The organism is Nodosilinea sp. LEGE 06152 (genome assembly GCF_015207525.1).
GTDB lineage: Bacteria > Cyanobacteriota > Cyanobacteriia > Phormidesmidales > Phormidesmidaceae > Nodosilinea.
Window position 1 is genome coordinate 61,602 of sequence record NZ_JADEWR010000024.1, and the last position, 18,986, is coordinate 80,587.

At 54.9% G+C, this 18,986-nt stretch carries 16 protein-coding genes and 3 riboswitches; of the genes, 9 read left to right on the forward strand and 7 right to left on the reverse strand.

The features are described 5' to 3' along the window. Positions 1 to 61: 61 nt before the first annotated feature. Entirely contained in the window at positions 62 to 613 is a 552-nt protein-coding gene (locus IQ265_RS24665) for a peroxiredoxin (RefSeq protein WP_194058527.1), read from the reverse strand. A gap of 87 nt (positions 614 to 700) precedes the next feature. Between IQ265_RS24665 and IQ265_RS24670 the strand changes: the two genes are divergently transcribed. The 7 genes from IQ265_RS24670 to IQ265_RS24700 all read left to right on the forward strand — a co-directional run bounded on the left by IQ265_RS24670 (position 701) and on the right by IQ265_RS24700 (position 10,766). Continuing rightward, a complete protein-coding gene (locus tag IQ265_RS24670) occupies positions 701 to 1,666 on the forward strand; it encodes an aldo/keto reductase (RefSeq protein ID WP_194058529.1) in 966 nt (321 codons plus the stop codon). 256 nt (positions 1,667 to 1,922) lie between these two features. Continuing rightward, a riboswitch (cyclic di-AMP (ydaO/yuaA leader) is annotated at positions 1,923 to 2,086 on the forward strand. 99 nt (positions 2,087 to 2,185) lie between these two features. Beyond that, complete coding sequence (ntrB, locus tag IQ265_RS24675) at positions 2,186 to 3,034, forward strand: nitrate ABC transporter permease (RefSeq protein ID WP_194058531.1); 849 nt, start codon at positions 2,186 to 2,188, stop codon at positions 3,032 to 3,034. A 227-nt stretch (positions 3,035 to 3,261) separates the two neighbouring features. Then, a complete protein-coding gene (locus IQ265_RS24680; protein WP_194058533.1) occupies positions 3,262 to 4,671 on the forward strand; it encodes an ABC transporter substrate-binding protein in 1,410 nt (469 codons plus the stop codon). 49 nt (positions 4,672 to 4,720) lie between these two features. Continuing rightward, the gene (locus tag IQ265_RS24685) at positions 4,721 to 5,563 is read left to right on the forward strand and encodes an ABC transporter ATP-binding protein (protein ID WP_194058535.1); all 843 of its coding nucleotides are present in this window, start codon (positions 4,721 to 4,723) and stop codon (positions 5,561 to 5,563) included. Between the two features lie 664 nt (positions 5,564 to 6,227). After that, positions 6,228 to 6,385: riboswitch (cyclic di-AMP (ydaO/yuaA leader) on the forward strand. A gap of 194 nt (positions 6,386 to 6,579) precedes the next feature. Next, a complete protein-coding gene (locus IQ265_RS24690; protein WP_194058537.1) occupies positions 6,580 to 7,068 on the forward strand; it encodes a universal stress protein in 489 nt (162 codons plus the stop codon). A 264-nt stretch (positions 7,069 to 7,332) separates the two neighbouring features. Beyond that, positions 7,333 to 7,845, forward strand: a complete 513-nt coding sequence (locus tag IQ265_RS24695) for a universal stress protein (protein WP_194058539.1) — start codon at positions 7,333 to 7,335, stop codon at positions 7,843 to 7,845. Positions 7,846 to 7,958: 113 nt separating this feature from the next. Next, positions 7,959 to 8,152, forward strand: a riboswitch (cyclic di-AMP (ydaO/yuaA leader). A 100-nt stretch (positions 8,153 to 8,252) separates the two neighbouring features. Continuing rightward, entirely contained in the window at positions 8,253 to 10,766 is a 2,514-nt protein-coding gene (locus tag IQ265_RS24700) for a cation:proton antiporter (protein WP_194058541.1), read from the forward strand. 2 nt (positions 10,767 to 10,768) lie between these two features. Here the strand turns inward: IQ265_RS24700 and IQ265_RS24705 are convergent, their stop codons facing one another. Next, positions 10,769 to 11,347: a hypothetical protein gene (locus IQ265_RS24705; RefSeq protein WP_194058543.1), complete on the reverse strand. Its 579-nt coding sequence runs from the start codon at positions 11,345 to 11,347 to the stop codon at positions 10,769 to 10,771. A 61-nt stretch (positions 11,348 to 11,408) separates the two neighbouring features. Between IQ265_RS24705 and IQ265_RS24710 the strand changes: the two genes are divergently transcribed. Beyond that, positions 11,409 to 12,416, forward strand: a complete 1,008-nt coding sequence (locus IQ265_RS24710) for an aspartate carbamoyltransferase catalytic subunit (protein ID WP_194058545.1) — start codon at positions 11,409 to 11,411, stop codon at positions 12,414 to 12,416. A gap of 87 nt (positions 12,417 to 12,503) precedes the next feature. Here IQ265_RS24710 and IQ265_RS24715 read toward each other — a convergent pair whose 3' ends face one another. Continuing rightward, entirely contained in the window at positions 12,504 to 13,262 is a 759-nt protein-coding gene (locus IQ265_RS24715) for a YdcF family protein (protein ID WP_194058547.1), read from the reverse strand. A 210-nt stretch (positions 13,263 to 13,472) separates the two neighbouring features. Here IQ265_RS24715 and IQ265_RS24720 point away from each other — a divergent pair, with 210 nt between their 5' ends. Further along, positions 13,473 to 13,946 carry a molybdenum cofactor biosynthesis protein MoaE gene (locus tag IQ265_RS24720; RefSeq protein WP_194058549.1) on the forward strand — a complete coding sequence of 158 codons (474 nt, stop codon included), beginning with the start codon at positions 13,473 to 13,475 and terminating at the stop codon, positions 13,944 to 13,946. 26 nt (positions 13,947 to 13,972) lie between these two features. Here the strand turns inward: IQ265_RS24720 and IQ265_RS24725 are convergent, their stop codons facing one another. The 4 genes from IQ265_RS24725 to IQ265_RS24740 form a co-directional block, all read right to left on the reverse strand. Then, on the reverse strand, positions 13,973 to 15,262 hold the full coding sequence (locus IQ265_RS24725) for an FAD-dependent hydroxylase (protein ID WP_194058551.1): 1,290 nt from the start codon (positions 15,260 to 15,262) through the stop codon (positions 13,973 to 13,975). A 320-nt stretch (positions 15,263 to 15,582) separates the two neighbouring features. Next, positions 15,583 to 16,497 carry a glucose-1-phosphate thymidylyltransferase RfbA gene (gene rfbA, locus IQ265_RS24730; RefSeq protein WP_194058553.1) on the reverse strand — a complete coding sequence of 305 codons (915 nt, stop codon included), beginning with the start codon at positions 16,495 to 16,497 and terminating at the stop codon, positions 15,583 to 15,585. Between the two features lie 55 nt (positions 16,498 to 16,552). Beyond that, positions 16,553 to 17,623, reverse strand: a complete 1,071-nt coding sequence (rfbB, locus tag IQ265_RS24735; protein WP_194058555.1) for a dTDP-glucose 4,6-dehydratase — start codon at positions 17,621 to 17,623, stop codon at positions 16,553 to 16,555. An 89-nt stretch (positions 17,624 to 17,712) separates the two neighbouring features. Further along, the gene (locus tag IQ265_RS24740) at positions 17,713 to 18,948 is read right to left on the reverse strand and encodes a glycosyltransferase (protein ID WP_194058557.1); all 1,236 of its coding nucleotides are present in this window, start codon (positions 18,946 to 18,948) and stop codon (positions 17,713 to 17,715) included. Positions 18,949 to 18,986: the final 38 nt, after the last annotated feature.

Here is an 18,986-nt window from a genome sequence, read left to right on the forward strand (position 1 = left end):
CTTGACCATGGGGTGTTTGACTAAAGGGCGGCGCGACTGGCTCTGACTACTACGCTATTCCCTAGGCCGCCTGCTGCAACTTATCCAACTCGGCTAGCACCTCGCGGCTGTGGATCACCGGCTGCACTCCTAAAAAGCGCGCCTGCATTGTGCCATCGGGGCCAATGATATAGGTATGGCGCAGCGACACGGCCCCCAGCCACGACCCGTAGGCCTTACTTACCGTTCCCTTTGGGTCGGACAGCAGCGGAAACTCTAGCCCCTCCGCATCGCAGAACTCGGCGTGGGACTCGACGCTGTCGGCGCTGATGCCAATAATCTGTGCATTGCGGGCCTGGTACTCGGCTATATCGCGCTCAAACCGCTGGGCCTCAATGGTGCAGCCTGAGGTAAAGTCGCGAGGGTAAAAGTACAGCACCACCCACTGGTCGCGAAAGTCGGCCAGCGAAACTTCCCCATCGCCAGCGTTGGTGGGCAAGGTGAAGTCGGGGGCCGGGTCGCCCAGCGGAATTTGTGCACCACCCATCGCTAGCGCTTGCAGAGGCGAGACTACCCAGCTCAGACAAACCAGACAAATTCCCAGAACGGCTTGCAGCAGACGACGGCGATTCATAGAGTTTCTTCCTAAGGGATGATTCTGAAAGCTCTTTACCAAAGTTTACAATAGCGCTGTAACCTGCCCTCATTCCGGAGTCGCTCCATGTCCCCCACTGCCAACCTGCAAACCGTGACCCTAGGCCCTAACGGCCTCGTTGTACCGGCGCTGGGGATAGGCACCTGGGCCTGGGGCGATTCGCTGTTTTGGGATTATGGCAAAACTTATAGCGACGATGAGATACAGGCCGCCTTTAACGCCTTTCTCGACGCCGGGCTGACACTCTTTGACACCGCCGAGATCTACGGCTTTGGCAAATCTGAGCGTCTAATTGGTCGCTTTATGCAGCAGCGCCCCCAGCAAGCTGTCGTGGCTACCAAGTACTTTCCCTTTCCCTGGAGGTTTTCCAGGCAATCTGTGGTTGACACCCTAACCGCCAGCCTCGATCGCCTTCAGGTGGCCTCCGTGGCCCTGTACCAGGTGCACTTTCCGCTCGATTTTTTGCTCAGCCAAAAAGACCTCATGCAGGCGCTAGCTGCCGAGGTTAGGCGAGGCCGCATTGGCGCGGTAGGGGTCAGCAACTACTCGGCGCAGCAAATGCGCGATGCCCATCGCTACCTGGCCGAAGAAGGCATTCCCCTGGCCTCCAACCAGGTGCACTATTCGCTGATTAACCGCAAGGCGGAAACTAGCGGCGTTATCGCTGCCGCGCGGGATTTGGGTGTCACAATTTTGGCCTACAGTCCCCTGTCCCAGGGGTTGTTGACGGGTAAATACACTCCCGAGACTGACCTCAAACCTACCGGGGCGCGCTGGCTTGACCCACGCTTTAGCCAGAGTGGTCTCACCAAGCTGATGCCTGTGATTGGGGCGTTGAAGGAGATTGGGGAGAAGCGCGATCGCACCCCTGCCCAGGTAGCCCTCAACTGGCTGGTGTGCCAGGGCAACGTGCTGCCGATTCCCGGCGCTAAAAACGCTCGCCAGGCCGCCCAAAACGCTGGGGCCCTCGGCTGGGAACTCACCCCGGATGAAAAAGCCCAGCTCACCCAAATTACCGAGAGCTATTGCTAGATAGACCCGGTCAAAAAGAATCTATCTTTAGATAAGTTGTCTCAGCAACAATTTAGAGCAATGGAATTGTTGCTGAGACGACAAAACCAGGAGATGTTTAAGGTGTTTCGTATCGTCCTAAAAGGCCTCACGTAAAAGTACCTAAGCCAGTGGATAGAGCCAAAAGATAGAGTTACTTATTTGGGCCAAAACATCTAGTCAAAAGTGCCAAAACTTTCTTGACATCTCCAGTTAGTTGCGTCTAGACTCTATCAATCGAACAAGTCAGCCTAGTCTATCGGTACCTAGTACCCATAGAGCGGGGGAACCAGTAAAGGGGCTAATCTCCGAGTTCTAAATACCCAAATGAGGGTAATCGGAGAAGGACATCTCTCAGTCCTAGCCCGTCAGCTAACCTCGTCGGCATTGAGGGGAGATTGAATCGTCAGCATTTTTACAATGTTTGGCTGTTTCAGTGCCCTAAGTCGTGTTACCACCACGGCTTGTTCGCTGTCCATGACCAGCCTCTAGGAGGATCTCATGCAGCCCAGGTCCCAGACCCGTGCCGCGTCCCGTTTGGGGCGGCCCAATTCTGCTACGAAAAAGTTCCGCTTTCCTTGGGAAAAGATTGTATTACCGGCGATCGCCTTCGCCGCTGTCTTGCTGCTCTGGTGGGTGATTGCCACCTTCTTTACTACCCTAATGCCCACCCCCTGGCAGGCATTTCAGGACAACCTCGACTACATTCTCAACCCATTTTTCCGGCGAGGACCGGGTAACTTAGGCATTGGCTGGCTACTTTTAGCCAGTCTGCGCCGGGTGCTGCTGGGTTTTTTGTTGGGCACCTTGGTAGCTATTCCGATTGGCTTTTGGATTGGTCTTTCGCCCAGGGCCATGACGGCGATCAACCCCCTAGTGCAGCTATTTCGTCCGGTGTCTCCGGTAGCCTGGTTGCCTATTGCCCTGGCGATATTCAACCTGGCTAACCCGTCGGCTATTTTTGTGATTTTTATCACCTCGTTGTGGCCTACGGTTATCAATACCGCCCTAGGGGTTTCTAGCGTACCCAAAGACTATTTAGACGTAGCCCAGGTGCTAGAGATGCCCCGTTGGCGACAGATGTACAAAATTATTTGGCCCGCCAGTTTGCCCTACATTTTTACCGGGCTACGGCTGAGTTTAGGTATTGCCTGGCTGGTGATTGTTGCCGTCGAAATGCTTACGGGCGGCATTGGCATCGGCTTCTTTATCTGGGACGAATGGAACCGCCTCAGCCTTAGCTCGGTGTTTTTGGCGGTGATTGTAATTGGCCTGACCGGCCTGGTACTCGACTACGCCATTACCCTACTTCAGCGCTGGGCCACCCACCGCCCCGTCAAAGCCCTCTAATGCTGGCTAACTGACAAAATCAATCCCGTAGGGTGGGCACTGCCCACCACCCCCTCTGGACACTTACAAGCCCTCCTGCGCTGGCTCTTTCGAGCTAGCAGGTTTTGCCAAATAGCCCCACCAAGGGATTTTTTGAAAACCCTATGCTTGGTGGTGGGCAGTGCCCACCCTACGTGTCTGGTCTTTCTAAAACTTCCTGACAACCCCACGACTAAAGGATTAGAGCCATGACCACGATCAATCGGCGATCGCTCCTGCAAGGGGCGGTCGGGTTTACAGCGGGGCTAGCGGCCTCGGCCTGCGGAGCCACACTGCGCCAGGGCGGTGCCACTCCCAGCGGCGGTGCAGCGGCCCAGGCGGCCAATATTGAGCAGGTCGTTGACCCCGCCAGCCTAGAGCGCTCCAGCATTCGGGTGGGCTACGTGCCGGTGAACGACTGTGCCCCCTTTGCCGTGGCCCAGGCCAAAGGTTTTTTCTACAAATACGGGCTAAATGTCACCCTCAACCGCGAGGCCAGCTGGGGCACCTCCCGCGACGGCGTAATTTTTGGCCGCCTGGATGCCTCGCCAGTGGTGTCGGGGGCCGTGACCAACGCCCGCATTGGCGCAGAGGGTGCCCGCAGTGCCCCGATGTGTGCAGCGATGACTATTCACCGCCACGGCAACGCCATGACCATGAACTCCGCCATGTGGGAGGCTGGTCTGCGCCCCTGGCGCGAGTACAACGGTGACCTGGAGGCCTTTGGCCGCGACTTTCGCGGCTACTTCAATGGGCTATCTCCCGATCGCCGGGTATGGGCCGTGGTGCTGAGTTCGGCCATTTATGAATACTTCATTCGCTACCTGGCGGCGGCGGCGGGGGTAGACCCCCTAGAGGAGTTTCGCGTTATTATCATTCCGCCGCCGCAGATGGTGACTAACGTGCGGATTGGGGCCATGCAAGCCTACATGGTAGCCGAACCCTGGAACACCCGCGCCATCACCGGCAACGAGGGCGTGGGCTTTACCTTTGCCCACGGCAAGGAAGTGTGGCGCGGTCACCCCGATCGGGTGCTGGCGGTGATGGAAAACTTCATCAACGAAAACCCCAACACCTACCGATCGCTCGTCAAGGCCATGATCGAGGCCTGCCAGTACTGCGACGACCCCGCCAATCGGGCAGAAGTGGCGGAAATTATTTCGGCGCGATCGTTTACCGGGGCACCGCCCAAGTTTACCGAACCAGCTCTGGTGGGCAACTACAACTACGGCGGCTTTGACGGCCAAGATCGCACGGTGCAAATGCCCGACAGCACCATTTTCTTTGATCTGCCCGACGACCTGCCCCAGCCCGCTGGCGACCACTCCACCTTTTTGTGGCAGTCGCAGTCGATCTGGCTGATGACCCAGGCCACCCGCTGGGGACAAATTGCCGATTTTCCAGCGGATGCCGAGGCTAAGGCCCGCCAAGCCTGGCGCACCGACCTCTACCGCGAAATTGCCGCTGAGATGGGCATTGCCTGCCCGGCCGACGACTACAAACTGGAGCCAGGGGAGGTGTTTATTGACGGCGTGGCCTACGACCCCAGCGACCCGGTGGGCTATTTAAACGGGTTTGAGATTCGAGCGAAGCGCCCCCAAAAGATCTTTTTGTCGTGAAAAGTTAAATCCTCGCCTTCTAGTTAGCTGCATTTCTCAGGAGAACATCATGGTTAAAGCTAATCACTACCCTCAGCCCGCTGACCAACGCCAGGTGGAGTTTGAAACCGATTTTTTGGTCATTCAAGACTTAGTAAAAGCCTATCCCAGCGGCAGTGGCGATCAAACCGTTGTGCTCGATGGAATCAACCTCAGCGTGGGGGCCAACGAGTTTATTGCCATCATTGGCCACTCGGGCTGCGGCAAATCGACGCTGCTAAAGATCGTGGGCGGCCTTGAGCAGGCCACCTCAGGAGCGGTGTTTTTAGAAGGCAGCCCGATCAAAAAGCCGGGGGCCGATCGCATGATGGTGTTTCAGCAGTACTCGCTGCTGCCCTGGCTGACAGTGCGCGAAAACGTGCGCCTGGCGGTGGATGAGGTGTGCGATCGCATGTCCCCCCGCGATCGCAACGACCTGGTCGAAGAACACCTGGCCATGGTCAACCTCACCGCCGCCGCCGCCAAGTACCCCGACGAACTCTCAGGCGGCATGAAGCAGCGGGTCGGTATCGCCCGCGCCCTGGCTATTCGCCCCAAAATGCTGCTGATGGATGAACCCTTTGGTGCCCTCGACGCCCTCACCCGCAGCCGCCTACAGCGCCAGGTGCTCGACATCTGGGAGCGCAACCCCCAGGCGGTGATGATGATTACCCACGACGTCGATGAAGCCATCTATATGGCCGATCGCATTGTAATGATGACCAACGGCCCCAACGCCAATATTGGTGAAATCTTGACGGTGCCCTTTGATCACCCCCGCGATCGCGCCGCTCTGCGCGAGTCATCGGCCTACTATGATCTGCGGAACCACGCTCTGGGCTTTTTAGATAGCTATTTTGAGCAAATGAGCTAGACCATGGGTGTAGGCGGGCCCAGAGTGCCATTACTGATTTGAAAAGGCCAACTTTGCTTAAGCTCCAAACTCGTTATTGGTCGCTAAAGCCCCCATTTTGGCCCCTTAAAACGCCTACCCTCTCTATGACTGAGGTATAGGAGCCGATCCAGGCGAGATAAAACAGCACCTCAAAGAATTCCGCTACCCCTTGAAGATGCCTGGGCATCTTCAAGGGGTTTTTGTTGTCTCAGGCACTATTACCGCCTTGTCTGGCGCAGCGGGTTGGGCTACCACACAAGCAGCCTTTAACTCGCTACCGCCCGATTTAATAACCTATGGGGATCATAGGTTTCTTTACCTTCAGCAACGTTAAACCGCCTCCTATGCGTTCAGACAGGGCACAACACAGCACAGAGCGAGTGTCTCAAATCCTTCCTTCGGATGATGCTTACCGTCACAAAGAGCTTTTTAATTGTTATTAGGATCATTTAGGTTGATGACAAAAAACAGGGCCGCATATTTCCTTTTCTCAACAAATTTAGAATCACTTAAAGATCTTCATCCCAATCTTTTTGGTCTAAACAAATGGTTATATAACGTAATCTTCAGCTTGACACTTTTTGTTTTTCGAGTTTAAAATTTAAAGGAATCGAACAAGTCAGCCTAATCTAACTGTGCAGCCTCCAACCATATATCTATGTTGTGTAGGCTGCTAGAGCGGGGGAACCAGATAAAGGGGCGTATTTCCGAGTTCTAAATGCCCAATTGAGGGTATTCGGAAAAGGACATCTCTCAGTCCTAGCCCGTCAGCTAACCTCGTCGGCATTGAGAGGAGACTGAATCGTCAGCTTTGAACTGTTGACTACTTCAGTGTCCTAAGTCGTGTAATCACGGCTTGTTCGCTGTCCATGACTAGACTCTAGGAGGGTCTCATGCAGCTCAGGTCACAATCTGGTGCGCCTGTCCGTCAGCGACGGCAGAAGGCACGCTCTGTACAATCGTCAGTCTGCGAAGGCAAATCGGTACTTAAGCCCATGCTGATGCGTTTAGAAACCGCGCTGGGTAGCGAAGGCCTGACGCAGCGAATGGTGCTACTGTCTAAGCCCAGACCCCCCCAGGGGAATGATGAAACGGCGGAGCAGACCATCAATTTTGTCGTTGGCTATAGCGGCTCTGCCAGTAGCCAAGGCGCTCTAGACATAGCGCTGTGGATGGCCCACCAAACGCGATTGGCCAAGCCCAATCCGGTGGTAGTCCACGTGGTGTACGTGGTTGACAAAACCAAGCCCAAAACCATCGCCAATGCCGATCGTATTCTCTGGCAGGCACGCTGCTTGGCTAGCGAGTGGCGAGGTTCGCTCAACGCCCACCTTCGCATTGGTCAGGTGGCAACCGAACTCAGCGAGGTGGCCAAAGAACTGCAGGCAGAGGTCGTGCTGGTAGGCTGCCAATCGGCCACTCACAAACTGGTGCAGCAGCTAGCCCCTCAGATACCCTGCTCAGTGTTGGGGTTACCCAAGTAGGGGCGTAGCATGCTAAGCCCCTACAGCTCGGGAATAGTTGTACGGGATTTGGTCTACAAATAGCCGTCCCCAACCCCTTTAGGGCGGCTTCACCAACGACCTTGCTCAGGGAACGGCTATGGCTTTTCTATCGTTGGGGGCGGTTCGCTTGCGATCGCCCCATACTCGCCGTCAAACCCTTCCCAACTGGCTGCCCTTACTGGTTTAACGAATCTGAATTCACAAATGCCAATGCCAACCCCACTCCGTTAAGGGGAAAAACCTATGCGCTATCAAAAGATTCTGGTGGCCCTCGATCGCACGGCTGCCTCCGATCGCGTCTTTGATCACGCCCTAGGCCTAGCCCAGGCTTCCCAGGGGCAGCTACAGCTGGTTCACAGCCTCAACGTCAACCCCTATGACAACCTGGGTAAGCTCATTGACGCTGGAGTAGGCCTGCAAAACTCTGCCAAAGTGCAGCACGAAGAAGAAGCTGCCCAGCTTCAGCGAGTTCAAAAGACCCAGCAATGGCTGGAACAACTGCGCACTGAGGCCCTAAACCGCAGTATTGAAGCAGATTTTGTCTGTAAGGTGGCCGACCCTGGCCCCTTTGTTTGTCAACTCGCTGAAACCTGGGCCGCTGATGTAATTGTAATGGGCAATAGCGGCAAAAAGGGCTTGAAAAAGCTCGTTTTGGGCAGCGTAAGTGACTATGTAGCAAAGCATGCCCCCTGCCCAACTATTGTGGTACCCAGCGACAGTAGTCTAGAGGCTGAACTATTCTCAAAAATGAATTAGCTTTGCTTGTTCCATGCTCTCGCTGCTCATTGGTCAAATAGCTCGACCCAATAGTCTATATATCTGCGGATAGATTGGATGAAAGAATGGGCGATGCTAGAGTTTTTGGAATATTAATTTGACCGCCTAATCTAGGTATGCGTTGGGCGCTGCACCTGCAGCGCCCAATGTTCTAGAACGGGGGAACCAATTCACTGGGGCCAATCCTGATGGGTCGAAGGACACTAAATCCTTTGACCAATAGCCAGGAAGGACATCTCTCAGTCCTAGCCCGTCAGCTAACCCCGTCGGCGTTGAGAGGAGACTGCAATTCAGCCTTCCTTAGGGAGCACGGAATTTGTCAGTGTCCTTGGTTGGTACCGCAACGGTACGGTTTTGTATCGACCTTGAACTCTGGAGAATCTTCCATGGAATCAATTCTAGGTATGCCTCTGCCAGTAGAAGATCCTATTTTGATCTTCGGCATTTGTATGGTGGTAATTTTGGCCGCACCGCTGATTTTTGAGCGGTTTAAACTGCCGGGGCTAATTGGCCCCATTGTGGCCGGGGTAGTGTTGGGCACCAGTGTGCTAAACGTCCTAGAGCGGGGCCAGGCGATCGAGCTTTTGGGCAACGTGGGGCTGCTCTACATTATGTTTTTGTCGGGGCTTGAGATCAACATGTCTCAGTTTCGCAAAAACCGCGATCGCAGCTTTATTTTTGGCGTTATTACGTTCACCATTCCCCAGCTTGCGGGCACCTTAATTTTTCGATATTTGCTGGGGTTTGACTGGCCCGCCGCCATTTTAATTGCCAGTATGTTTGCTTCTCACACCCTGGTGCCCTACCCAATCATCAGCCGGTTGGGAATCATGAAAAACGACGCGGTGGTCACCACCGTAGGCGGCACTATTCTCACCGACACCGTGGCCCTGCTGGTGCTGGTGGTGGTAGCCCGAGGGTTTGAGGGCGAACTCACCACTCGCTTCTGGATTTCTCTCGCCCTGGCCATGGTGATCTACGTGGCGGCGGTAATTTATCTGCTGCCGCCCCTGGCTCGCTGGTTCTTTCGCAATGTGGAAGACGGCGGCAAGAGTGAGTTTGTGTTTGTGCTGGCGGTGGTCTTTATTGGCGCATTTCTAGCCCGCGCCGTGGGCACTGAGGCGATTTTGGGAGCCTTTTTGGTGGGGCTAACCCTGAATCGGCTGATTCCTGAACGCAGTCGCTTGATGACTCGCATTCAGTTCTTTGGCGAAGCGTTTATCATTCCTTTCTTTCTAATTTTCATCGGTCTGCTGGTGGATGTGTCGGTGCTCTTTAGCAGCCTCACCGCCTGGATTGTAATGATCTCGATGCTGGCGACCAATGTCATTACTAAATTCATTGCCGCAGGGGTAACCCGGCGCATTTACAACTACACTCCCGCTGAGGGCTGGGTGATGTTTGGTCTCTCCACCTGTGAGGCCGCCGCTACCCTGGCCGCTACTCTGGTGGGCTACGAACTGGGCATCATTGGCGACGACGTGCTCAACGGCGTGGTGCTGATGATTTTTGCCACCTGCATTCTCGGCCCCTCGGTGGTCGATCGCTTTGGTCGCCAGGTAGCCCGCCAGCAAGAGGATCAGCAGTACGAACCACGTCAGGCTCCCCAGCGAATTCTTGTGCCCCTGGCCAACCCCTCCACCAGCGAGGCCCTGGTCAACGTTGCCGCCCTGCTGCGCGACCAAAAATCTGAAGAAACGGTCTACCCCCTGACGGTAATTGCGGAGGAAAGCGAGGCCGACAACACCGAAAGCAGCGTTGCTGCCGCCGAGCGCCTGCTGGCCCACGCCGTGGTGCATGCCGTGGAGCTAGACCTGCCCGTGAACCCGGTGACGCGGGTGGCCCGCAACCCCGCTTCAGGCGTGGTCGAAGCCGCCATGGAGCGCCGCATCAGCGACATTGTAATCGGCTGGAACGGCAACCGCTCCGCCCGGCAGCGCATCTTTGGCTCGGTGATTGACCAAATGCTAGAGCAGACTCCTCAGCAGGTGTGGGTATGTAAGCTCAACCACCCAGTCAACACCTTTCAGCGGCTGGTGGTGGTGCTGCCCGCCGTCATCGACCACAACCCAGGGTTCTATGAAGCGGTGCGATCGCTCAAGCACCTGGCCTACCAGTTGGGGGCCAACCTTCAGGTGCTAGTGGTAAACGACGGGGCCGAACCCTACCGCCAACACTTTGAGGATGTGCCCATTGAAGTGAGCATCGGGTTCATGGAGGTAGCTAGCTGGGATGAGACCCACATGGCTCTGCAAGACTCATCTAGTGACAAAGACTTGATCGTGCTGATGAGCGCCCGCGAAGGCACCGTCGCCTACGATCGCGCCCTGGAACGCCTGCCCCAAACCCTGGCCGATTTGCAGCTGAGCTTTTTGGTGCTCTACCCCTCCGAAAAAGACGCCCAGTCCTTTGGGGCCGCCCAGCCGATGTCGCTGGCTAGGCTGCTCTCCCAGGAGCGGGTGCGGCTCGACCTCACCGCCACCACCTACGAAGAGGCAGTCGATACGCTGCTCAGCACCGCCATCGATCGCGACGACCCGCGCCACGAAAGCGTGCTCAAGGCTCTAGCCTTTGACGATGTGGGCTACGCCAGCGAGGTACTGCCGGGGGTGATTATCTCCCACGCCCGGGTACCAAAACTCAAAGGCACCCGCCTGTGCCTGGGGGTTCACCGTCGGGGTATGCAGCGCGATGGGCAAACCCCGCGCACCAGCCAGCTCATCCACGTCGTGGTACTCCTGCTCACCCCCGCTCAGGGCACGACCCAAGACCACCTGGCCCAGCTGGCCGCTGTGGCTCAGTACTTTAGCCAGGGCGACTTGCTAGAGAAACTTATGGCCTGCACCACGGTCGATCAGCTCCAGGGCTGGTTTGAGCAGCAGGCCCTGGTGAGACCCTAAGATCAAAGCACCAGGGGGTTGCCCCGGTTGGTAAAGGTCACCGATTCAATTTTCCAATCGGGCTGGTTGATCAGGGTCTCGCGCAGGCTGCCCAGCAGCGCCTTCTGCTCACACACCGACAGTGACTGCAACACCCGGCGCGAGGTGCGGGCCACCCGTAGATCGATGGTGACGGTTTTGGTCTGGGGGTCAAAGCGGGTGCGGTAGCCCGAGAGAGTGAGGTCTGGAACCCTCTGTTCCGCCAGAATCAGATCGACGGTGTTCTCCATGCTCTGCTGGCGGGGCACCTGGATAGGTTCGGCCTGGTAGCTTTCGCAGGTGCGATCGAGGGTGTAAAGATCAACGGCGACCGGGTCGGCGGGCACCACCAGCCGCCGCGCCTTGGCCTGGATCAGGCGGCTGGCCCCTACCAGGGCATCGGCAGGGTTGGGCGCTGTCTCTAAAGACTGGAAAGCGGCTGCGAGCGCCGGTTCGGCAGTGCCCTCAGCCTGGGGCGATGTCCCATCTCCATCCCCCGAGCATCCACCCAATAGCCCCAACAGCGCCAGGCAAATCGCTCCAGAGATTTTTCCAGACTGCATCGCTAAGACCCTCGGCCAGGTATGGTGGGGACGGTATTGAGCGGGGTTGAGACAACGGGCCATGGCAAGTGCTTCCTGGAATCGACGACACGTGCTGTCGCTGGCTGATTTTACGGCGGCGGAGTTCGAAACGGTAATGGAGACGGCGGTGAGCTTTTGGCAGGTGCTGTCGCGCCGCACCCGTAAGGTGCCCGCTCTTCAGGGGGTGGTGGTCACCAACATGTTTTTTGAACCCTCCACTCGCACCCGCAGCAGCTTTGAGCTGGCCGCCAAGCGGCTGTCGGCGGATGTGCTCAACTTTGCCCCCGGCACCTCGTCCCTTACCAAGGGTGAGACCATTCTAGACACCGCCAAGACCTACCTGGCCATGGGCACCAACCTGATGGTCATTCGCCACCAGGAGTCGGGGGTGCCAGGGGCGATCGCTGCCGAGATGGACCGCCTGCAGACCGGCGTCGGCGTGCTTAACGGGGGCGACGGGCTCCACGCCCACCCCTCCCAGGCCCTGCTCGATCTATTCACGCTGGGGCTGACCCTAAATCCGGATCAACCCACCGCTGGGCTGCTGAAAGGCAAAAAAATTGCCCTGGTGGGCGACATCCTGCACTCTCGGGTGGCCCGCTCCAACCTGTGGTGCCTTACCGCCTGCGGTGCGGAGGTGCACCTGGCCGCACCCCCCACCCTGCTGCCCCCCGGCTTCGCCGACGCCTTCATCACCCAGTCGCCCATCGACACGCCCCGCGCCATCGTGCAGCACAGCACCCTAGCCCCAGCGCTGGAGGGAGCCGATTTTGTCATGACCCTGCGCCTGCAAAAGGAGCGCATGGCCCAGCACCTGCTGCCCAGCCTGCGTGAATACCACCAGGGCTTTGGGATAACGCGCGATCGCCTGCGCCACTGCCAGCCCACCGTTAAAGTGCTGCACCCCGGCCCCGTCAACCGCGGCGTCGAAATCAGCTCCGATGTCATGGATGACCCCGAGCTAAGCCTGATTAGCGACCAGGTGACCAGCGGCGTTGCGGTGCGTATGGCCCTGCTGTATTTGATCGGGGTGGGGGATAAGGGGTGAAGGGGCAGATGGGTAAGGGGGGGGATGGGTAGGGGATACTCATCCACTCTCCCACTCATCCACTCTCCCACTCATCCACTCTCCTCCTCACCCCCTCACCGCAAACCCCGTCTCCCCGGTTTCGCGGGCAAAATAGCGGCCCATCATGCCATAGCCAATCAGGCCAGCCCACTCGCGCAGCACTAAGAACTGGCGGTTGCGGATGTCTAGGCCGTTGGGCACTGGGCTGGGGTGAGGGGTAACCTCAAACCCCAGGCTGCGAAAGGTGAGCAGCGATCGCGCCATGTGGGGCGGGTCGGTGACCAAAATCAGCCGCCTGATGCCCTGGGGTTGCAGCAGCGCAGCGGTAAACAGCGCATTTTCATTGGTGGTGGCGGAGCAGGGTTCGCCGTCAACTGCGGTTGCCGGTACCCCAGCCGCCTCTAGCATTTGCCCAATTTCGATCGCGTCGCTGCGTCCGCTGGCAAATATGAGGGGCGCTCGTCGCTGTTGCCAAAGCTCAGCGGCTACCCGCACCCGGCTGGGGCGAAAATCTCCCCCCCGACCCAGCACCACAATGGCCTCGGCAGGCTGACCACTATCGCGGGGAATCAGCAGAGCTAGCCCCTTCCCCCCAACTTTAACCCCGATAGGAGACAGCCCCAGACAGTAGGTCAGCACCAGCAGCACCCCGACCAGACTGATGCGGTGCTTCCAACGCCGAGGGCGCACAATCCAGGGTGCAAAAATCATAACCGCTAGCACCGGTAGCACAACGCCTGGCTGTAGCAGCAAATTGAGCAATCGCCAGAGCGATCGCGTTAGGTCACCCGCCGATGTAATTTGGCAGGCCGATAGATCAACCACGGTATACCTCCACTCGACTGAGACCTTAGCAGCAGGGCCATCCTATAATGCAAGGCATTGGCGACGGGGGATGTCGGCCCCAATACTAGCCAAGCCCGCTCGGCCTGGTTTGGGTTTTAGGGATAGGCACCTGCACGACGTTACCGCCGATCACAGTAGACGAATTTTTGTTAAGCCGGTGCCGCCGCTGTCGTTTTTCATGGCTTCTTTATGCAGCTTGCTACCTCTGGGCCTTCCGTAGATACCGCTGCCCATAGCCTGAAGATCACCTTTGCCCCCCTCTCTTTAGAGGAGGTCTACGCCGCCGCCGATGACTCCGCCAATGGAGCCGTGGTGGTGATGAGCGGCATGGTGCGCAACAACAGCGAGGGCAAGGCGGTGGTTGCGCTGGAGTACCAGGCCTACGAACCGATGGCCCTGGAGGTGTTTAAGCAGATCGCCGCCCAAATTCGCGCCACCTGGCCCGACGCCACCCGAGTGGTCATTCACCACCGCACCGGCAAGCTGGTTGTGGGCGACATTAGCGTGCTGGTGGCGGTGGGCTGCCCCCACCGGGCCGAGGCATTTGCCGCCTGCCAGTATGCGATCGACACCCTTAAGCACAACGCTCCGATCTGGAAGAAAGAGCACTGGGAGGATGGCTCCACTAGCTGGGTGAGCATTGGTGCCTGTGAACAAGAGTAATGTGCGTTCTTAGAGGTAGGTCAGACCTAGCGTTCGCTTTGCTGGCCTAGACGCGCCAGCTTTGGCACCCGCCCCAGTCGGCCGGTCATTAGCCGTAGCGCCAATCGTTTAAGAGGAGGTACCGAGCCCAGCACCCACAATCCTGCTCGCCGCAGAGCCACCAGAGGCCAAATTTCATTGGAGAACGTGCGGGTCAGCAAATCAGTAAAGCTAAGAATTACCCAGTTCTCCAACCGTCGCCAGCGTTCGTAGCGGCGCAGCACGGCAACATTGCCCAAATTTTCGCCCCGTTGGTAGGCTTGGGTCAGCACTTCCGCCAGCGCCGCTGCATCGCGAATGCCCATGTTGAGTCCCTGACCGCCGACCGGGTGACAGCTGTGGGCAGCATCGCCAATAAGCGCAAGGCGGGGCTGCACATAGCGATCGCACTGCATCAGCTGCACCGGAAACAGAGCCGGGGGCGTCAGCCGCTTGAGTCGCCCCATTTGGGTACCGTAGCGCCGCTCTAGCTCCGCCATAAACTCGGCTTCAGGCATGGTTAGAATGGCCTCAGCCTCAACGTGGGGAGCTGTCCACACGATCTGACAGCGCTGGCCTGGCAGCGGCAAAATAGCGAAGGGGCCGCTCGGCCAAAACCGTTCGTAGGCTATATTTTTGTGAGAATACTCAGGCTCTAGCACCGTGGTCACGCAGGACTGGCGGTAGCGCCAGCCGACGCTGCCGATGCCCGCTCGCTGCCGCAGGAGAGATTCTTTACCGTCAGCAGCAACAAACAGAGGCGATCGCAGTTTGATCACCTTCTCCGGCGTACTCACCTCGGCAATAACCCACTTGCCCTGCTCATAGGTTTCACCCAAAGTAGCCGAACAGAGGTAGTGAATGTTGGGAGTAGCGGCGATCGTTTTCTGGAGTGCCGCCATCAGCACCCCATGCTCGGCCCCATAATAAACAGCCTCAGTACCCAGGTCAGTCGGCAGGAACTGCACCACCCTAGCGTAGTCACTGTCGGAGAGCTGTACTTTGTCAAAATGGCAAATGTACGGCCCAACCTGCGGCCACAGCCCCAACCCTTTAAAGATATCGGCTGAGGTCAGCGAAAAAGCATAGGCGCGTTGCCGTGAGGCCGCTGCCGCCCTCGTCTGAGCCTCGACGACAGCAATGCTCATGCCACAGGGAGCTAGAGCTGCTGCCAACGTCAACCCGACAATACCCCCACCAACAATGACTACATCCGCGGCTAACTCTGCCTGGAAACGATCTAACTGAGGCTGATCCACTGGAGAGGGAGAGCAAAATTGCGGAGTTGTAGCAGTCATAGGAGCAAAAGTTAGCCGTTGCTGTACCTTGCAGTTTCAAACCATTTCCTGAGCGGAACCGCTGGAAGCCTTTCCGGAGGAATAGGGAGGTTTTACTTCATTCTGGCCCGATTCCACCGAAGAAAGCAAGCTAAAACAACGCTATCGAGAAAACAACTTACGTTGTGCACCGCACCAGCGCGGCTAGGGCAAGCACGAGTCTTGCAGGCATTTACCAACCTCCCAAGTCAAACTCATCTGAACACACCTCTAAAACCAATTCATTAGCTATCGCCGTCACCTTAATAAATTGGAGACGGCTGTTTTCTATAGCTTTCGCATTAAATCACTTCCAAAACCGGAACTTTAGCAGGAATCAAATGAGAGGAGTAAGTATCTAGGAGCTGCATAAGGTATGCTCCGTATTCGCTTTTAGCTAGAGGCTTAGCTAAATCATAGAGCTGTTCATCTGTAATGTAGCCTTTCTGGTAAGCGATCTCCTCCACACAAGCTATCTTCAAGCCCTGACGCTCCTCTAGAGTTTGAATAAAGCTGGAAGCTTGATGAAGTGACTCGTGTGTGCCGGTATCTAACCATGCATAGCCTCGCCCCAAAATTTCGACCTGAAGCTGGCCCTGGTCAAGATACTTTTGGTTGAGGTCTGTGATTTCTAACTCTCCTCGGGCTGAAGGCTTAAGTGTTTCAGCTAAATCACATACCTTAGAATCATAAAAATAGATGCCCGGTACAGCATAGGGAGATTTAGGAAACTGAGGCTTTTCTTCAAAACCAAGAACTTGCCCAGACTGATCAAATTCAATGACACCGTACTGCTGTGGATTAGCAACTTGGTAACCAAAGATTAGAGCTCCCTGCTGCAATCGGGCTGACTGCTGTAGCAGACTCCCTAGTCCGTCACCGTAAAGGATATTATCACCTAGCACTAGACAAACAGGTTCACCATCGATAAACGAGCGTCCTAGGGTAAAAGCCTCGGCAATGCCCCCTGGACAAGGTTGTTCCATGTAGCTCAATCGCAGACCCCACTGATTCCCGTCCTGAAGTAGTTGACGAAATAAGGGTAAAGAATTGGGAGTGGAAATGATCAAAATATCTTGAATGCCAGCTAGCATTAGCACCGACAAGGGGTAATAGATCATCGGTTTGTTATACACTGGCATTAGCTGCTTATTAACTGTGAGCGTAAGGGGGTAGAGGCGAGTTCCAGTTCCTCCAGCCAAAATAATGCCTTTCATAAAAGTTCTCCTAAGGTTTTCAAGATCGGACGTAATAGAGTTTTTATCTAGCGTTTTATGCTAGTCTGCTAGCGTAGTTTTCGTGAATCCAGTCCTGGTATTTTTTTGATTGTATTTGCTCAACCCAACCAGAATTATCCAAGTACCATTTCACCGTCTTGAGCAGTCCGCTTTCAAAGTTTTCTTTGGGAGACCAGCCCAACTCGGATTTAATCTTTTGGCAGTTGATGGCATAACGCTTATCGTGACCAGGACGATCTTTAACAAACGTGATCAGCGACGAATACCTCATGCTTTTTTGAGGAGCCAGCTCATCGAGTAGGGCGCAAATAGATTCAACTACAGAAAGATTGGTCTTCTCATTAATGCCGCCTACATTGTAGGTCTCACCTATACGTCCTTTTTGTAATACCTGGTAGATAGCATCACAGTGATCTTCGACGTAAAGCCAGTCCCTAATATTTTGACCATCTCCATAAATAGGCAAAGGCTTGCCACTAAGAGCGCTAAGAATAGTTAAAGGGATTAATTTTTCTGGAAACTGATACGGACCATAGTTATTGGAACAGTTGGTGGTAAGAGTAGGAAGACCGTAGGTATGATGGTATGCCCTAACTAAATGATCAGATGCTGCTTTACTTGCTGAATAGGGGCTATTGGGGGCATAAGGAGTATTTTCGCAAAAAGCAGGGTCTGTAGGATTGAGAGAACCATACACCTCATCTGTGGAGACATGTAGAAACCGAAACTGATCGCGATTTTCTAGTGGCAAAGAGTCCCAATGGTGGCGAGCAGCCTCCAACAGTCTAAAGGTACCGACGATATTGGTTTGAATAAACGCTTCAGGACCAATGATGGAGCGATCGACGTGACTCTCTGCCGCAAAGTGCAGCAAAGCATCAGGACGATATTGACGCAGAATATTGCTGACTAGTTCAAGGTCGCCAATATCACCGCGAACAAATTGGTAGCCTGAATCATCGCTTAAGGATGCCAAGCTATTAGGATTACTAGCGTAGGTTAGCTGATCCAGATTAATAATATTGGCCCACTTTTCTCTTCGGGCTTTAAGCACAAAGTTAGCGCCGATAAAGCCTGCACCGCCTGTAACCAAAAAGGTTTTCATAGATACATCAACCAATACTGAAGGATTAAAACTACACAGTCTAAAAGCGTTGGCCTATTCAGGCTAAGACAGATGCTGCCTTGGTTCGATCAGGCGTAATCAGCGTGCAGGGAAACCTGTTCTGTGGTCTTCTGTTTGCTGCCATTCAAGCTATGATCAGCCAGCCATTGATGATCAGCAGGTGATTGGCTAACCCACCGGCTCACCAAATCGGCCCATTTAACAGGCAGTCGAAGCTGATGCCAGGTTGCATGGGAAACTTCAGAGATACGCCGATAGGTGTCTGTGTTGGTTAAGACTTCCTCAACACAGTTTGCCAAAGCCGAAGCATTGGCCTCAGGGAAAATCATAGCGTTGACCTGATGCTGCAAATAGCCTTTGAACATGGGATGGTTAGAGGCCACTATTGGAGTACAGGCTCTTAAAGCGTGATGAATTACCAAAGGAAATCCTTCAGGATAGTTATGCCGACTAGGAACAATGACAAGATCCATGCTATTCATCAAGGGTTCAACCTCGTGGTTGGGAACAAACCCTAGTAGCTCTACAGAGTCTTCTAGACCAAGTTTCGCAATCATGTCCTTAGCGAAGTTCGTACTATCCGACCCTACCAGGCCAAGGCGAACAGAAATTGATCTTGACCTTAATTGCTTAACAGCTTTAAGCAGGTCACCAACTCCTTTATCTTCACTAATAGAGCCTATGTAGCATAGGCTCCAATCCTGTTTGCTTTTCGAAAGAATTTTGGGCGAAAAACCCCCTGGATTGGCATCGATCAAAAAATCCCAAGGCACAATCTTTTCTGGTTTGACTCCTAGCTTTTGGAGCTTTTTCGATGAATTTATGCCATAGCTACCAACCCACTCTATATTTGGTTGATTGAGCAGTGAGACGATCCTATGATTCTTAATTCTCCTGAGCAAACTATGCAAAGGAGTAGAAGACTGCATGGAAATCGCATTAGCAAATGTAGTGATGGTTGGAATTTTTCTTTTGACGGCCCAATCCAAAACATTTTTGTCTACTGTCAACAGAACCAAATGTGTTGGATCGTAGTTTTCGATCAATTGAATTATTTTTTTAGGATCTATATCTTCAAATTGACGAAAGCCACAGCCAATTGCCCGAACGCCATTGGGCAAAACTTCGTCGTAGGCTTCTTCAGTTAAATAGATCAGGTCTGCGACTTCTTCTGCATACTGTCTAAGTCTAGCGTAAGACTCAATAGAATACTTTTGTGCATAGTATGTCTCAGCTCCTCCAGAGTTAAGACGATGGAAGTCTGTGCGAATATCACCCGCAAAATTGACAATCAAAAGTCGCATCGAAACTCACTCCACATTGAAAGACTAGTTCAACACCC

Coding starts and splice junctions, on each gene's coding strand:
- IQ265_RS24685 (WP_194058535.1), top strand. CDS start 4,721: ATGGTTAAAGCTAATCACTACCCTCAGCCCGCTGACCAACGCCAGGTG.
- IQ265_RS24720 (WP_194058549.1), top strand. CDS start 13,473: ATGCAGCTTGCTACCTCTGGGCCTTCCGTAGATACCGCTGCCCATAGC.
- IQ265_RS24665 (WP_194058527.1), bottom strand. CDS start 613: ATGAATCGCCGTCGTCTGCTGCAAGCCGTTCTGGGAATTTGTCTGGTT.
- rfbB (WP_194058555.1), bottom strand. CDS start 17,623: ATGAAAACCTTTTTGGTTACAGGCGGTGCAGGCTTTATCGGCGCTAAC.
- IQ265_RS24700 (WP_194058541.1), top strand. CDS start 8,253: ATGGAATCAATTCTAGGTATGCCTCTGCCAGTAGAAGATCCTATTTTG.
- IQ265_RS24680 (WP_194058533.1), top strand. CDS start 3,262: ATGACCACGATCAATCGGCGATCGCTCCTGCAAGGGGCGGTCGGGTTT.
- IQ265_RS24695 (WP_194058539.1), top strand. CDS start 7,333: ATGCGCTATCAAAAGATTCTGGTGGCCCTCGATCGCACGGCTGCCTCC.
- IQ265_RS24690 (WP_194058537.1), top strand. CDS start 6,580: ATGCTGATGCGTTTAGAAACCGCGCTGGGTAGCGAAGGCCTGACGCAG.
- IQ265_RS24710 (WP_194058545.1), top strand. CDS start 11,409: ATGGCAAGTGCTTCCTGGAATCGACGACACGTGCTGTCGCTGGCTGAT.
- ntrB (WP_194058531.1), top strand. CDS start 2,186: ATGCAGCCCAGGTCCCAGACCCGTGCCGCGTCCCGTTTGGGGCGGCCC.
- IQ265_RS24705 (WP_194058543.1), bottom strand. CDS start 11,347: ATGCAGTCTGGAAAAATCTCTGGAGCGATTTGCCTGGCGCTGTTGGGG.
- IQ265_RS24740 (WP_194058557.1), bottom strand. CDS start 18,948: ATGCGACTTTTGATTGTCAATTTTGCGGGTGATATTCGCACAGACTTC.
- IQ265_RS24670 (WP_194058529.1), top strand. CDS start 701: ATGTCCCCCACTGCCAACCTGCAAACCGTGACCCTAGGCCCTAACGGC.
- rfbA (WP_194058553.1), bottom strand. CDS start 16,497: ATGAAAGGCATTATTTTGGCTGGAGGAACTGGAACTCGCCTCTACCCC.
- IQ265_RS24725 (WP_194058551.1), bottom strand. CDS start 15,262: ATGACTGCTACAACTCCGCAATTTTGCTCTCCCTCTCCAGTGGATCAG.